The sequence below is a fragment of the Melaminivora sp. genome, from assembly GCF_032059615.1.
GTDB lineage: Bacteria > Pseudomonadota > Gammaproteobacteria > Burkholderiales > Burkholderiaceae_C > Melaminivora.
The window spans coordinates 83,921-98,847 of sequence record NZ_DAMCAM010000001.1 but is presented as its reverse complement, the minus strand read 5'-3'; the positions used below and the strand labels follow the sequence as shown (position 1 = coordinate 98,847).

Below are 14,927 nucleotides of genomic sequence, written 5' to 3'. Positions count from 1 at the left end.
CGGATTTTAGGGCTTGTCCCGTACCGCCATGGCCCGCCGCAGGCATTGCCGCACCAGGGCCAGCAGCTCGTCCTCGTGGTAGGGCTTGGCCAGGTAGTGCTGCGCGCCGAGCGCCAGCGCCCGCTCGCGGTGCTCGGGCGCCGTGCGCGAACTGACCATGAGCACGGGCACGGCCTGCAGCGCCGGGTCCAAACGCAGGGCGCCGAGCAGCCCGAAGCCGTCCATGTCGGGCATTTCCAGGTCCGTGAGCACCACGGCGGCAGGCTCTTCGTGCAGGCGCTGCAGCGCCTCGCGGCCGCTGGCGGCCAGCGCCACGCGGTAGCCGGCGCGCTCGAGCAGCCGCGCGGCGGCGCGGCGCGCCGTGTCCGAGTCGTCCACCACCAGCAGCAGCGGCGCCGGCTGCGCTGCCTCCGCCGGGGCGCAGGCCGGCGCTGCGGCAGGGGCCGCCGCTCCTGGTGGCGGCGGGTCCTCGGTTGCCAATGCCAGCGGGTCGTAGATCAGCGCCGGCTCGCCGCTGGCCAGCGCCGCCAGGCCCACCAGACCGGGCAGGCGCGACAGCTGCGGACCCAGACTGCCCAGGGCCGCGTCCTGCGTGCCCAGCACCTCGTCCACATGCAGGGCGATGCGCTGCGCGCCGCGGCGCAGCACCAGCACCGGCAGCGCCCGGCCCGCAGGCTCGCTGCTGCGCGGGCTGGACTGCAGCAGTGCGCCGGCCCAGTACAGCGGCAACGCCCGGCCTTCGTGCACGACGCCGTGGCCGGCATAGGCCTGCTCGAGCTCGGCGCGGCTGCAGCGGCGCACGGCGGCCACCAGGGCCGCGGGCACGCCAAAGGTCTGGGCACCGGCGCGCAGCAGCAGCACCTGGCAGGCCTGCGAGCCGGCCAGGGGCAGCTCCAGCTCGAACGTCGTGCCCTGCCCGCGCTGCGAGCGGATGGCCAGGCGCCCGCCCAAGGCGCGCAGCTCGGCGCGCACCACGTCCATGCCGATGCCCCGGCCCGACAGGCCGGTGACCTCCGCGCTGGTGGACAGGCCAGGCGTGCAGACCAGCTCCGCCAGCCCCTCGGGGCCCGGCTCGGCGTCCGATTCGATCAGGCCCTGGGCGATGGCGCGCGCGCGCAGGGCCTCCTCGTCCAGCCCGGCGCCGTCGTCCTGCACCCGCAGCTGCAGGGCGTGGTCGTCCTGCTGCAGCTCGATGCCGATGCGCCCCTGCGCGGACTTGCCGGCCGCGGTGCGGGCCTGGGGCGCCTCGATGCCGTGCACCACGCAATTGCGCAGCAGGTGTTCGAGCACCGGCACCATGCGTTCGAGCAGGGCCCGGTCCCAGGGCACGTCGCCGCCGCTGATGGTCAGTTGCGCCTGCCGGCCGGCCTCGCGCGCCACCTGGCGGACCAGGGCGTGCAGACGCTCGGCAACAGAGTCGAACTCCACCCTGCGCGCACGCAGCAGGCCGCGCTGCAGCTCGCGCGCCTGCCGGCCCTGCAGGGCCAGGTCGTCCTCGGCCGCCTGCAGCGCCTGCTGCAGGGCCTCGCGTGCGTCGGCCAGTGCGGCGTGGGCGTCTGGCGATGGGCGCTCCCCGATTTGCGCCAGGTCTTCCACCGCCCCGCGCATCTGCGTCAGGCGCTCCTGCAGCCGCGTGCGCGTGGCCAGCACCTCGCCTGCCTGCTGCACCAGCCGGTCCAGCACGTGGGCGCGCACCCGCACCGAGGGCGGGGCCGGAGGGGCGGCCCGCTCGGCGGCATCTTCGCCGGGCGCGGAGGTCCGCGCCTCGGAGGCCTGCAGGGCTTCAGGCGCTACAGCCAGGGATTCTTCTGGAACGGCCGGAGTGGCAGGCGCGATCGGCTCGGGCCTGGACTCTGGTTGCGGCACGGCGGGCTGGGTGCCGCACTCGGCGCGCAGCGCGTCGAACGCGGCCTGCAGCGCATCCAGCCCCGCCAGCAGCCGGTCGATGTCCTGCGGCCGTGCGTCCTGCGCCAGTTGCCCGGCTTCAGATTCCAGCTCGTGCGCAAGCAGGCCCAGTTCCTGCGCGCCGGCCAGCCGGGCGCTGCCCTTGAGCGTGTGCAGCACCCGCAGCGCCTCGGCGCGCGGCTGCAGTTCGCCGGGGCTGGCCTGCCACTGGCGCAGCGCCGCACCCAGGCGGGGCAGCAGGTCCAGCGCCTCGTCCTCGAAGATGGCAAGCAGCTCGGGGTCCGGTGCCTCCTGGCCAGGCGTGGCGCCCTCGGCGACCAGGGCCTGCAGCTGCGCCAGCACGCGCGGCTGGGGCGGCTTGAGAAAGCCGGCGGCGAACTGGTGCAGCAGCCGCCGCAGGTCCTGCGCGGCGGTATCCAGCACCTGCGCCTGCGCCGGCGTGCCCGCGCACCCCTGCCGAAGCTGCAGGGCGCGCGCCAGCAGCGCTGCCAGCTGCGCGAGGGCCTCGAAACCCACGGCAGCGGCGCCCTCGGCCAGCACCTCGGCCAGCTCCCGTGCCTGCGCAGGCAGCGGGCAGTGCAGCTCCAGCGCCCATTCCTGCAGCACCACCAGCAACTGGCGCGACCACTCGTCGGCCTGGTTCAGAAAGTCGTTGTAGAGCGGCAGGGGGACACGCAGCGCGCCGATGACCTTGACCGCCTCATCGGGGCTGGGTTGCGGCAGGGGCTCTGCCGCATCGGTTTCGGTTTCAGCGCCGGCATCGGCATCGGGGGCGCCGGGGGGCGGGAGTGGCGGTGCCGGTGTGGGCGGGGGCGCATCCGCCTCGGGGGGCTCCACCTCCTGCCGGCGCAGTTCTGCGCGCCCTGCGTCATAAACGAACAGCCTGCGCGCCAGGGCGGGCTGGTAGCCCAGCATGTCAAACAGCGCATCCAGCGCCGCGAGGTTGCGCCCCAGCCCGTCCAGTGCGGCGCTGCGCCCGGGCTCGGCCGCGCCCGCCTGCAGGCGGGCGATCAGCGTGGCCATGTGCTCCACGGCCCGGCCCGCGGACTCCAGCTCCAGCAGCGTCAGCACGCCCTGCGCCTGGCGCAGCTGCAGCGCTGCCTGCGCCAGGGCCTCGGGCGCCGCAGGTTTGGCCAGGTACTGCTCCACACCCGCCTGCACTTGCGCCAGCGTGCCGCGCAGGGCGTCCAGCACGGCGTCCATGCCGCGGTACTCGCCCGGGCCGCGCTGCAGCGCCTGCAGCCAGGCACCTGCCGGCGCTGGCTCGCCACCGGCGGCCACGGCATCCAGGCGCTGCGCCAGCGACCGCGCGCGCGCGGCCTCCTCATCGGAGGCCAGGGCGACGGGCTCGTCGAGCAGGGCCTGCAGGTACAGCAGCGCCGTCGCCACCTCCAGGGCAAGCGCTGCGCCGGGCGGTGCGCCCAGGGCAACGGCGCCTTGCACGACACGCACGACGGCCTGCACCAGCGCCCCGTTGCCGGGCAGCACCCGCGCCAGCAGCGGAGCGGCATGGTCGAGCCGGTCGGCCAGGCCCTGCACGGCCCCGCCCTGCCCGGCCACGGTGACGGCCCAGGCTTCGGCAGCGGCGGCCAGCTGGGCGCGCGCCTGCCCGGCGGCGGCCTGGTCAGGCAGCTCCAGGCTGGGCCGTTCATAGTCCACTGCGGTGTGCTGGCGCAGGGCATGGGCCTGGCGCACGGCAGCCAGGGCGGGCGCCTGGCCGGGCTCGACCGGGCCGGCCTGGGCGCAGAAGAACAGCAGCTCCTGCACCAGCTTGTCGTTGACCTTTGTACCACCTTGCGCCAGCGCGGCGTACTGCAGCAGCACCCGCGGCGCGGCGCGGCGGGCATAGACGTCCAGCGCCAGCGCGCCCTGCGCCAGCGCATCGAAAAAACCCGCGCAGATCTGCCAGAAGCTGCGCACCTCAGGCTCTTGCCGCGCCGCGGCAAAGCCCAGGCACAGCGCCCGCAACTCGGCCGCGACCTCTGGCCGGCCCTCCTTGACGAGGCGCAGCACGGCGCTGTCCAGCCGCGCGCGGGGCTCGCGGCCATAGGCCAGCGGCTCGGCGCTGGCGGGCAGCGGCGGCGTCGTCGGCTGCGCGCCGCTCCACAGGTCGGCCGGGTGCGCGGCGGCGCCCCCGGCGAGCTGGCGCGCCAGCCGGTAGTGCGGGAACAGGGCAACGGGCGAGATGGCGCTGCCGGCCAGCACCTGGTCGAGATGATCGAGCAGCGCCGAAGCGCCCTGAACCAGCGCCGCGGCGTGCTCCCGCGCCTCTGGCATGCCCTGTGCGGCCAGGTCTTGCAGGTGCTGCACCGCGCCCTCCAGCGCCGCGGCGAACCGGGCCGCGGGCGCCATGTCCACCATGTCCAGCACGCCGCGCGCCTGCTGCAGCTGGCGCAGCGCCTGCCCCAGAGGTGCGGCGCCGGCAGCGCCGCGCCCGCCGTCGGCAAAGCGCTGCAGCCCGTCGGCTGCGGCCTGCAGCGCCTCGCGCAGGCTGGCGTGCGCCCAGGCGAGCGGGCCGAGGTCACCCGCTGCCGGGGCGTCGTCGGCGGCGGGGTGCGCGGGGTGGTCTTGCGTGCCTGTCATGGGGGTTGCTCCCTGGCTGCCGGCGCGCGACGGGTCACGCGGCCGGGTCGCCCGCGGCGTGCACGAGGCGGCGCACGGCCTGCAGCAGCTGCTCGCGGGTGAAGGGCTTGCCCAGGTGGTCGGCCGCGCCCGCCAGACGCGCCCGCGCCCGGTCGAACAGGCCGTCGCGCGAGGAGAGCATGACCACGGGGATGGCGGCGAAACGGGCGTTGCGCTTGAGGATGGCGCAGGCCTGGTAGCCGTCGAGCCGGGGCATCTGGATGTCGCAGAAGACGATCTGCGGCGCGTGGTCGGCGGCCAGCGCCAGGGCCTCGAAGCCGTCGCCGGCCAGCAGCACCTCGTGGCCGGCCTGGGTGAGGAAGATCTCCGCGCTGCGCCGGATGGTGGGGCTGTCGTCCGCCACCAGCACGCGTACCGGCGTGTCGGTTGCCACCGTGCCCGCCTGCGTCAGAACTCGACCATCTCGAAGTCCTGCTTGCCGGCCCCGCACTCGGGGCAGCACCAGTCTTCGGGCACATCCTGCCAGCGGGTGCCGGCGGCGATGCCGTGCCCCGGGTCGCCCGCGGCCTCGTCATAGATCCAGCCGCACACCACGCACATCCAGGTTTTGGGTTCGGTCACTGCAAAGGGCCTTCCAATAGAATCGGTCGATTGTACGGACCCCTTTTTCGGCCTGCGCCGCGCCCGGCTGCGCCGGGCCCGTGGGCCCAGCCAGCCGCATGCCCACCGATCCACCCCACGCCCCCGACCCCACCCTCCTCCCGTCCGCCGATGCGCAGGACGACGCTGCGGCGGGCCCGGCCTGCGTGCTGACCTTCAACGCCGGCGACGCCAGCGGCGCCGGCGGCCTGGTGGCCGACATCCTGACCATCGCCTCGGTGGGCGCCCACCCGCTGGCCGTGACCTGCGGCGCCTATGCGCGCGACAGTGCCGAGGTCTTCGACCACCACGACCTCGACAGCGAGGCCGTGGCCGACCAGGCGCGCGCCGTGCTGGAGGATATGCCGGTGCATGCCATCAAGGTCGGCTTCGTGGGCAACCCCGAGACGCTGGGCGTCATCGCCGGCATCGCCGCCGACTATGCCGACGTGCCGGTGATCGCCTACATGCCCGACCTGTCGTGGTGGCGCGACGACCTGATCGACCAGTACCTGGACGCCTTTGGCGAACTGCTGCTGCCGCAGACCTCGGTGCTCGTGGGCAACCACGGCCTGCTGGCGCGCTGGCTGCTGCCCGACTGGGCGGCCGGGCGCAGCCCCACGCCGCGCGAGCTGGCCGTGGCGGCCGACGAGCTGGGCGTGCCCTACCTGCTGGTGACCGGCGTGCCGCTGCCGGGCGGGCAGCACCTCGACAACGTGCTGACCTCGGCGCAGACGGTGCTGGCCAGCGGCCGCTTCGAACGCATCGAGGCCGCCTTCACCGGTGCCGGCGACACCCTGAGCGCGGCGCTGGCCGCGCTGATCGCCACCGGCTGCGACCTGCCCGAGGCCATGGCCGAGGCGCTGAGCTACCTGGACGGCTGCCTGGCGGCAGGTTTTCGCCCGGGCATGGGCCAGGCCCTGCCCGACCGCATGTTCTGGGCCCAGCCGGAAGACGAGGACCCCCAGGACGATGACGACACGCCCGCGGCCGACCCCCTGGACGCCACGGGCTTTGAGATGCCACCCCATGACACCAAGCACTGAACCCACCGCCACCACCGACCGCAACCAGCAGCTCTTCGAGCGCGCGCAGGCCCTGATCCCGGGCGGCGTGAACTCGCCCGTGCGGGCGTTTCGCGCCGTGGGCGGCACGCCCCGCTTCATCGAGCGCGCACACGGCGCCCACCTGTGGGACGCCAACGGCCAGCGCTACATCGACTACATCGGCTCCTGGGGCCCGATGATCCTGGGTCACGGCCACCCCGCCGTGGTGGAGGCGGTGCAAAAGGCCGCGCTGGAGGGCTTTTCCTTCGGCGCGCCCACCGAGCGCGAGGTGGAGCTGGCCGAGCAGATCGTGCGCCATGTGCCGTCGATGGAGATGGTGCGCCTGGTCAGCTCGGGCACCGAAGCTGGCATGAGCGCCATCCGCCTGGCGCGCGGCGCCACCGGGCGGCCGAAGATCATCAAGTTCAACGGCTGCTACCACGGCCATGCGGACTCGCTGCTGGTCAAGGCCGGCTCGGGCCTGGCGACGTTCGGCCATGCCACCAGCGCCGGCGTGCCCCCCGAAGTGGTGCAGCACACCCTGGTGCTGGAGTACAACGACGTGGCGCAGCTGGAAGAGGCCTTTGCGCTGCACGGCAGCGAAGTCGCCTGCGTGATCATGGAGCCGATTGCCGGCAACATGAACTTCGTGCGCGCCAGCACGGCCTTCATGCAGCGCGCGCGCGAGCTGTGCACGCACAGCGGCGCCCTGCTGATCCTGGACGAGGTCATGACGGGTTTTCGCGTTGCCCTGGGCGGCGCGCAGAGCCTGTACGCACAGCAGATCCCGGGGTTCAAGCCCGACCTGACGGTGCTGGGCAAGGTGATCGGCGGCGGCATGCCGCTGGCGGCCTTCGGCGGCCCGCGCGCCCTCATGGAGCAGCTCGCGCCGCTCGGCCCTGTCTACCAGGCCGGCACGCTCTCGGGCAACCCCGTGGCCACGGCCTGCGGCCTGGCGACGCTGCAGCAGGTCTCGCAGCCGGGCTTCTACGACCGCCTGGCCGCGCGCACGCGCACTCTCATGCAGAGCCTGGAGGGCGCCGCGCACGCAGCCGGCGTGCCTTTTGCCACCGACTGCGAGGGCGGCATGTTCGGCTTCTTCCTGATGCCGCAGCTGCCGCGCAACTACCCCCAGGTGCTGACGACCGACGGGGCGCGCTTCAACCGGCTGTTCCACGGCCTGCTCGAGCGCGGCGTGTATGTGGCACCGGCGCTGTACGAGGCCGGATTCGTGAGCAGCGCGCATACCGACGAGGACATCGCGGCCACCGTGGCGGCGGCACGGGAAGTATTCATCGAACTATCAAAACAATAGCTTCAAGCGGTTGACTGACAAGGGCTGGAGCCGTTTTTCACATAAAAAAGGGCCCCGCCCGCTCAGGCGTCGGCGGCGGGGTGCAGCGCCTGCGCGCCGAGCAGGAAGGCCGGCACGGCCTGCGCCTCCAGCGGGCGCGACAGGTAATAGCCCTGCGCGGCGTCGCAGCCTTCGCGGCGCAGGATGTCGAGCACCTCGGCGGTCTCCACGCCCTCGGCCAGCAGGCGGTAGCCCAGCGTATGGCCCATCTGGATGAGTGAGCGCACCAGCGCCAGCGCGCGCTCGTCGGTGGCGACGGGCTTGATGAGCGACTGGTCGAGTTTCAGCAGATGCACCGGCAGCGTGTGCAGGCACGCCAGGTTGCTGTAGCCGGTGCCGAAATCGTCCAGCGAAATGCCGATGCCCATGGCGCGCACGGCCTCCAGCGCCGCGCCGGTGCGCGTGCCCGCGATCACGTCGCTTTCCGTGCATTCGATGTGCAGCTCCTGCGGCGCCACGTCGTACAGCGCGCAGGCGTTGCGCAGCGCCTGCAGGAAGCGCGGATGCTGCAGGTTCTGCGACGAGACGTTGACCGCCATGGTCACCTGCACCCCTTGCGCGCGCCATGCCGCCAGCTGCTCCAGCGCCTTGTGCAGGATCCATTCGGTGAAGTCGTGGATGAGCGTGGTGGTCTCGATCAAGGCGACGAACTCGCCCGGGGAGACATCGCCGTGGACCGGGCTGCGCCAGCGCGCCAGCGCCTCGACCCCGGTGTAGCGTCCCGTGTGCAGGTTCATCTTGGGCTGGTAGACCAGACGAAACTCGCCCTGCGCCAGGCTCGCCGGAATGCTGCGCAGCAGCGTGTAGGCACGCCGGTGCGGCGCGTCGCATGCCGTGTCGTACCAGGCCAGCGGCACCTGCGCGTCGCGTGCCTGGTGCAGCGCCGCGGTGGCGCGGCGCAGCGCGTCGGACGCCTCCTCGGGCGTGAGGGCGAACCGCACCAGCCCGGTGCTCACCTCCAGCTGCACCGGCAGGCCGTTGATCCAGAAAGGCTGGGCCAGCCGCGCCAGGATCGCTGCGGGAACCGCCTCCGACGCGTCCAGGGGGCCCTGGGGCGGCATCAGCACCGCAAAGCGGCTCTCGCCCACCTGGTACAGCCCGGCATACGGCGGCACCAGCCCCACCAGCTGCGTGGCGATGGTGCGCAGCGCCTCCTCCAGCGGCTCGTTGCCGATGGCCCGGATGGCCGAGTGCATGGTCTCGCTGCCCATCAGGTCGACCAGCATCAGCACGCAGGCGCCGCCCCCGGCCGTGGCGCAGGCCGCGCGCAGGTCCTCGGCGAGCTGCGACCGGTTGGGCAGGCGCGTCACCTCATGGACGCGCCCGGCCAGCTGGTGGAGATCGATCTGGCTCATCACCAGCGCCGCCAGGTCCTGCAGCAGCCGCAGCTCGGCGGCGCTGAAGGTGCGCGGCCGGGTGTCGATCACGCACAGGCTGCCCAGCACGTGGCCGCCGGGCAGCGCCAGCGGCGCGCCGGCGTAGAAGCGTATGCCCGGCGCACCGGTCACCAGGGGGTTGTCGGCAAAGCGCGCATCCAACTGCGCATCGGGCACCACCAGGGGTGCCCGGGCACGCACGGCATGCGCGCAAAACGACACCTCGCGCGGCGTCTCGCGCACGCTCAGCCCGACGCCCGACTTGAACCACTGGCGCTGCTCGTCAACCAGTGAGACCAGGCTGATGGGCACCTGGAAGAAACTGCTGGCCAGCCGCGTGATGCGGTCGAAGGCCTCGCTCGCGGTGGAGTCCAGCAGGCCGGTCGAGCGCAGGAAGAACAGTCGCTGCTGCTCGTGTTCATCCTCCTCGTTCGACAGCGGGGGCGAGGATCGCAGGGGGGCCATGGTCATCGGTCTGCTGCAGGCGGTGGTCAGGCGGGGGACGGGCGGGCGGACGCTGGCCGCTTCAGTGCCGGAAGTGCCGCACCCCCGTGAACACCATGGCCACGCCGCGCTCGTTGGCCGCGTCGATGACCTCCTGGTCGCGCATCGAGCCGCCCGGCTGGATGATGGAGGTGGCGCCGGCATCCACCACCACGTCCAGGCCGTCGCGGAAAGGGAAGAAGGCGTCGCTGGCCACGGCCGTGCCGGCCAGGGACAGCCCCGCGGCCTGGGCCTTGATGCTGGCGATGCGGGCCGAGTCGAGCCGGCTCATCTGGCCCGCGCCCACGCCCATGGTCATGCCGCCCTTGCAGAAGACGATGGCGTTGCTCTTCACGTACTTGGCCACCTTCCAGGCGAACAGCAGGTCCTGCACCTCCTCCTGCGTGGGCTGGCGGGCGGTGACGACGCGCACGTCGGGCAGTTGCAGCTCGTGGTTGTCGGCCGTCTGCATCAGCAGGCCCGAGCCCACGCGCTGCACGTGCATGGCGTTGCGGCCCTGGCTCCAGGGGGTGAGCCCGCCCACGGGCGGCAGCGCGATCTTGATCAGGCGCACGTTGGCCTTGGCCTGGAAGACCTCAAGCGCCTCGGGCGTGAAGTCGGGCGCCATCAGTACCTCGACGAACTGTTTGGCGATGGCCTGCGCGGCCGGGCCGTCGACCACGCGGTTGAGCGCGATGATGCCGCCGAAGGCGCTGGTCGGGTCGGTCTGGAAGGCCTTGGTGTAGGACTCCAGGGCGTTGGTGCCCACGGCCACGCCGCAGGGGTTGGCGTGCTTGACGATGACGCAGGCCGGCAGCTTGAAGCTTTTGACGCACTCCCAGGCGGCGTCGGCGTCGGCGATGTTGTTGTAGGACAGCTCCTTGCCCTGCAGCTGCTCGCCGGTGACGATGGAGCCGGGCGCGGGCTGCAGGTCGGCGTAGAGCGCGGCCTGCTGGTGGCTGTTTTCGCCATAGCGCAGGTCCTGCACCTTGGTGAAGATGCCGTTGCTCTGGCCCGGGAACAGGTGGCGCACGGGCACGTAGTCGTCCGCCGGGCGCCCGTCCTCGAAATCGATGGAGGACAGGTAGTCGCTGATGGCGCCGTCGTACTGGGCGATGCGGTTGAAGGCGGCCACCGCCAGCGAGAAGCGCAGCCGGTCGCTCAGGCGGCCGCCGTCCTTCAACTCGGCCAGCACCGCCGGGTACTGCGAGGCGGCCGTGAGTACGGCGACGTCCTTCCAGTTCTTGGCGGCGCTTCGCACCATGGCCGGGCCGCCGATGTCGATGTTCTCGATGGCCTCCTGCAGCGTGCAGCCGGCCTTGGCCACGGTGGACTCGAACGGGTACAGGTTGACCACCAGCAGGTCGATGGTGTCGATGCCGTGCTCGGCCAGCGCCGCCATGTGCGCCGGCACGTCGCGGCGCGCCAGCAGGCCGCCGTGCACCTTGGGGTGCAGCGTCTTGACCCGGCCGTCCAGCATCTCGGGAAACTGCGTCAGCTCGGCCACCTCGGTCACGGGCAGGCCCTCGCGCGCCAGCAGCTGCGCCGTGCCGCCGGTCGACAGCAGGCGCACGCCCATGGCGTGCAGCGCGCGCGCAAACTCGACGATGCCGGTCTTGTCGGAGACGGAGATCAATGCGTTCATGGGTTCCCTCGAAGAATGAAATTTTGAATGAAAACGGCGTTTCCCGTTGCCTGGCCTTGGCTTTCAGCTACCAAAAACGGAGCGATGGCACAGCCGTGCCCATCACAGCAGCTGGTGCTGGGCCAGCTTCTTGCGCAGCGTGTTGCGGTTCAGGCCCAGCCACTGCGCGGCGCGCGACTGGTTCTGCTGGGCGTGGCTCATGACCACCTCCAGCAGGGGCCGCTCGACCAGGCGCACGACCATGTCGTAGACCCCATCGGGCGCCTCGCCCCCGAGGTCGCGGAAGTAGCCCTGCAGGCTCTCACGCACGCACTGCTCCAGGCTGGCGCCGTTGGCGGCCGGGCTGTCCACGTCGTTGCTGGGGCGGTCGGTACTCATGCGGCAAGGGGTTCGCTGGCGGCGCAGCCGGCGGGCAGCCGGTCCATGCGCGCGCCCAGCATGTCGAAGTAATGCGCCACGGCCTGCCACTGGGCCTGGCAGTCGTCGAGCGTGTTGATGTGCTGGCGCAGCGCCTCGCCGCCGGGCAGCGCGCGCACGTACCAGCCGATGTGCTTGCGCGCGCTGCGCACGCCGCTGGCTTCGCCGTGCAGGCGGTAGTGGTCCTGCAGGTGTTCGAGCAGCAGGCGGCGCACCTCGGCCACCAGCGGCGGCGCCAGCTGCTCGCCCGTGGCCAGGAAGTGGCCGATCTCGCGGAAGATCCACGGCCGGCCCTGCGCCGCGCGGCCCACCATGAGCGCGTCGGCGCCGGTGGCAGCGAGCACGGCGCGGGCCTTGTGCGGGCTGTCGATGTCGCCATTGGCCACCACGGGCACGCGCACCGCGTCCTTGACGGCGGCGATGGTCTCGTACTCGGCTTGGCCGCGGTAGCCCTGCTCGCGCGTGCGCCCGTGCACCGTGAGCATCTGGATGCCCGCCGCCTCGAAGCGGCGCGCCAGCTGCACGGCGTTTTTGTGGCTGTCGCACCAGCCGGTGCGCATCTTGAGCGTCACCGGCACGCCGCGCGGCGCGCAGGCGGCGACCACGGCCTCGGCGATCTCCACCGCCAGGGGCTCGTTCTGCATGAGGGCCGAGCCGGCCCACTTGTTGCAGACCTTCTTGGCCGGGCAGCCCATGTTGATGTCGATGATCTGGGCGCCGCGGTCGATGTTGTAGAGGGCGGCGTCGGCCATCATGGCCGCGTCCACGCCGGCGATCTGCACGGCGATCGGGCCGGGCTCACCCTCGTGATTGGTGCGCCGGCTGGTCTTGAGGCTGTCCCACAGGTCGCGGCGCGCGCTCACCATCTCGCTGACCGCGTAGCCCGCGCCCAGCTGCTTGCACAGGCGCCGGAACGGCCGGTCGGTCACCCCGGCCATGGGGGCGACGAACAGGCGGTTGGGCAGGGCATGGGAGCCGATGCGCAGGGCGGACATGGCGCGGCAGGAATACTCGAGGGGGATGGGGACGGCGCGGGGGAGCGCGATTGTACTGCCCAATTTTTCAGCAGCCGGGCGGCCGCGCCCGGCCCGTCAGCGCCGGCGCGCCATGTGGGCCAGGTAGGCCAGCAGGTCGTCCAGCTGCGCCTCGCTGATCTGCTGCGCGCCGAAGCCCGGCATGGCCTGGCCCGGCCAGGCGCGCACGCTGCGGGGATCGCGGATCAGGCGGCGCAGCGCGTCGGGCTGGAAATACTCCACCGGGTTCAGCGGGCGGTTCAGGTCCGGCCCCATGGTGGCCCCGCCCCCGCCGTTCATGGCGTGGCACACCAGGCACTGGGTGACGAACACCGCCTGGCCGCGCCGCGCCGGGTGATTGGCCGGCAGGGACGGCGCCACGGTGATCTGCGGCCAGCGGCGCTCGGGCGCCTCGCGCACCGCCAGGCGCCCGATGGCGTAGGGCCACTGCTCGCTGGCCACCCCCTGCGCCTGCGGCCAGACAAGGTAAAACGGCCCGGCCGTGTGCTGCTTGCCGGGCAGAAGTGGCCAGGGCGCCTGCTCGGGCTCGATGGCCAGCCAGGGCTCGCCCGCCCCGCCATGCGCCGCGCGCAGCACCAGGGCACCCGGCAGCTGGGCGGTGAATCCGTCGCTGGCCACGACCTCCAGCGTGTCGCCAGGCGCAAGGCCCAGGCCGGCGAGCACCACGGCCAGCGGTACGGCGCGGTAGCGCATGGCTCGGCCATAGGCCACGTCTGCGGGTATGTCGATGTCGCGCGCCTGCGGATGGGCGGCAAGCGCCGCGCCGTCGAGCTGCGTGTGCCCGCTCGCGCCCTCGAGCTGCAGCGTGGCCGCCTGCAACGGCAGCCACAGGGCCAGCAGCGCCGCGGCCATGCAGCGCAGCCCGGGAAAGAACCTGCCCGACATAAGACCCTTCCTGCCCACGGGGGCGTATTCAAACAATATTTTTGATAGCAACCTGCCCTTGCCAGCTCTCGTCCCAGGGGCTTTTTCACTCCTGAAACCCCGGCAACTCAGCGCAGCGGCACGTCGAAGAAACGATCCGGGTAGGGCTCGCGCTCCAGGGTGTAGTGCCACCACTCCTCGGGCAGGTTGCGCCAGCCGTGGCGCTGCATCAGTGCGCGCAGCCACTGGCGGTTCTGCCGCACGTCGGGGGCGGGCTCGGGGCTGTCGGTGTGCGAGAGCGGATCGAAGAGATCGAAGGGCGTGCCCATGTCGGCCTCCTCGCCATCCGCCAGCGGCCCGGCCAGCACCTTGCGCGCGCGCAGACCATCGACCACCACCAGCGTCAGGTCCACGGTGCTGGCGCGGCTGTGGCCCGAGCGCTCGGCGATGTAGCCACGCTGGAACAGCTCCTGCTTGGGCACGCGCGGGTAGTACTCGGCGCGGGTCTTCTGGTCCTGCAGGTCGCGGCCCCAGCGCACGAAGTCATCGACTGCGCGCTGCGGCCGATAGCAGTCGAACACCTTCACGCGCAGGCCCAGCGTCTCGGCCTCGCGCTGCACCCCGGCCAGCGCCTCGGCCGCCGGGCGCGTGAGCCAGCACTGCGCGTCCTCGTAGCCGGCCACCGGGCGGCCGAGGAAGTTGCGCGAGCCGCGGTAGCGCATGTCCTGCAGCACGCCGGGGGCGACGCTGGCCAGCGGCACCAGGTCCGGCGCTGCGCCACCTGCCCTGCCCGGGCCCGGTTGCGCGCAGCCGCCCAGGGCCGCTGCCAGCGCCAGCGCAGCGGCGCCGCCGGCCAGCCGGGCGCCCCTGCCGCGGTGCGCGGGGTGATTCATGTCTTGCCTGTGCATCGTCGCTGCTCTCCTACGCGGCCATGGAGCGGCGACGATACCGGAGGCGGCCCGCGACGCGCAAGAATGGAACGCCGCGCCACCGACCGCCACCTACACTCGCCGCCCCATGGAAGCCTGGATGCAACAGCTGCTGCACACCCTTGCCCTGCCGCAATTCGGGTTGAGCACGGTGTTCCTGGTCGCCTTCGTCTCGGCCACGCTGCTGCCGCTGGGCTCGGAGCCGGCGGTGTTCGGGCTGGTCAAGCTCAATCCCGAGCTGTTCTGGCCGGCCGTGCTGGCGGCCACCGCCGGCAACACGCTGGGCGGCGCCGTGAGCTGGTGGATGGGCCTGGGCGCGCACAAGGCCTGGCGTGCGGCGCGCGAGCTGACGCGCGAGGGGACTGCAGGCGACAGGCCCGCGGCCCGGCGGCCCCGGACCCTGTCGCGCAACGAGCGTCTGGTGCGCATCTGGCTGCGTCAATGGGGCGCACGCGCCTGCCTGCTGAGCTGGCTGCCGGTGGTGGGCGACCCGCTGTGCGCCATCGCGGGCTGGCTGCGCCTGCCCTTCTGGCCCTGCCTGGCCTACATGGCGGTGGGCAAGTTCTTCCGCTACCTGGTCATGACGGCCACGCTGCTGCACCTGGTGCCCGCCGGCTGGACGGGCTGGCTGCACGGCTGACCCAGCGCCTGT

Annotated in this window: 12 protein-coding genes; 3 read left to right on the top strand and 9 right to left on the bottom strand. The window is 72.7% G+C overall.

The window, feature by feature from the left end; genetic code table 11:
- Nucleotides 1–6: 6 nt before the first annotated feature.
- The 3 genes from RT051_RS00440 to RT051_RS00430 are packed head-to-tail and all read right to left on the bottom strand — an operon-like array spanning nucleotide 7 to nucleotide 5,088.
- Nucleotides 7–4,488 carry a response regulator gene (locus RT051_RS00440; protein ID WP_313069784.1) on the bottom strand — a complete coding sequence of 1,494 codons (4,482 nt, stop codon included), beginning with the start codon at nucleotides 4,486–4,488 and terminating at the stop codon, nucleotides 7–9.
- A 34-nt stretch (nucleotides 4,489–4,522) separates the two neighbouring features.
- On the bottom strand, nucleotides 4,523–4,921 hold the full coding sequence (locus RT051_RS00435; RefSeq protein ID WP_313069781.1) for a response regulator: 399 nt from the start codon (nucleotides 4,919–4,921) through the stop codon (nucleotides 4,523–4,525).
- A gap of 14 nt (nucleotides 4,922–4,935) precedes the next feature.
- Entirely contained in the window at nucleotides 4,936–5,088 is a 153-nt protein-coding gene (locus RT051_RS00430) for a rubredoxin (RefSeq protein ID WP_409520512.1), read from the bottom strand.
- 119 nt (nucleotides 5,089–5,207) lie between these two features.
- On the opposite strand from RT051_RS00430, the gene RT051_RS00425 reads away from it, so the two are divergent.
- Together RT051_RS00425 and hemL are read left to right on the top strand one after the other, a co-directional pair.
- Complete coding sequence (locus RT051_RS00425) at nucleotides 5,208–6,173, top strand: hydroxymethylpyrimidine/phosphomethylpyrimidine kinase (protein ID WP_313069776.1); 966 nt, start codon at nucleotides 5,208–5,210, stop codon at nucleotides 6,171–6,173.
- Complete coding sequence (hemL, locus tag RT051_RS00420) at nucleotides 6,157–7,488, top strand: glutamate-1-semialdehyde 2,1-aminomutase (protein ID WP_313069773.1); 1,332 nt, start codon at nucleotides 6,157–6,159, stop codon at nucleotides 7,486–7,488. Before RT051_RS00425 ends, hemL begins: the two co-directional genes overlap by 17 nt.
- A gap of 62 nt (nucleotides 7,489–7,550) precedes the next feature.
- Here the strand turns inward: hemL and RT051_RS00415 are convergent, their stop codons facing one another.
- From RT051_RS00415 to RT051_RS00390, 6 genes are all read right to left on the bottom strand, one after another.
- Nucleotides 7,551–9,368 carry a sensor domain-containing phosphodiesterase gene (locus RT051_RS00415; protein WP_313069771.1) on the bottom strand — a complete coding sequence of 606 codons (1,818 nt, stop codon included), beginning with the start codon at nucleotides 9,366–9,368 and terminating at the stop codon, nucleotides 7,551–7,553.
- Nucleotides 9,369–9,429: 61 nt separating this feature from the next.
- The gene (gene purH / locus RT051_RS00410) at nucleotides 9,430–11,031 is read right to left on the bottom strand and encodes a bifunctional phosphoribosylaminoimidazolecarboxamide formyltransferase/IMP cyclohydrolase (RefSeq protein ID WP_313069768.1); all 1,602 of its coding nucleotides are present in this window, start codon (nucleotides 11,029–11,031) and stop codon (nucleotides 9,430–9,432) included.
- Nucleotides 11,032–11,133: 102 nt separating this feature from the next.
- On the bottom strand, nucleotides 11,134–11,409 hold the full coding sequence (locus tag RT051_RS00405; protein ID WP_313069766.1) for a Fis family transcriptional regulator: 276 nt from the start codon (nucleotides 11,407–11,409) through the stop codon (nucleotides 11,134–11,136).
- Nucleotides 11,406–12,443, bottom strand: coding sequence for a tRNA dihydrouridine synthase DusB (gene dusB, locus RT051_RS00400; protein WP_313069763.1), 1,038 nt, complete (start codon nucleotides 12,441–12,443; stop codon nucleotides 11,406–11,408). The genes RT051_RS00405 and dusB overlap by 4 nt, the downstream gene beginning before the upstream one ends.
- A gap of 96 nt (nucleotides 12,444–12,539) precedes the next feature.
- Complete coding sequence (locus RT051_RS00395; RefSeq protein ID WP_313069760.1) at nucleotides 12,540–13,367, bottom strand: cytochrome c; 828 nt, start codon at nucleotides 13,365–13,367, stop codon at nucleotides 12,540–12,542.
- 107 nt (nucleotides 13,368–13,474) lie between these two features.
- Nucleotides 13,475–14,239, bottom strand: a complete 765-nt coding sequence (locus RT051_RS00390; protein ID WP_313069758.1) for a M15 family metallopeptidase — start codon at nucleotides 14,237–14,239, stop codon at nucleotides 13,475–13,477.
- Between the two features lie 136 nt (nucleotides 14,240–14,375).
- Here RT051_RS00390 and RT051_RS00385 point away from each other — a divergent pair, with 136 nt between their 5' ends.
- Nucleotides 14,376–14,915, top strand: coding sequence for a YqaA family protein (locus RT051_RS00385; RefSeq protein ID WP_313069880.1), 540 nt, complete (start codon nucleotides 14,376–14,378; stop codon nucleotides 14,913–14,915).
- The last annotated feature ends 12 nt before the right edge of the window (nucleotides 14,916–14,927 follow it).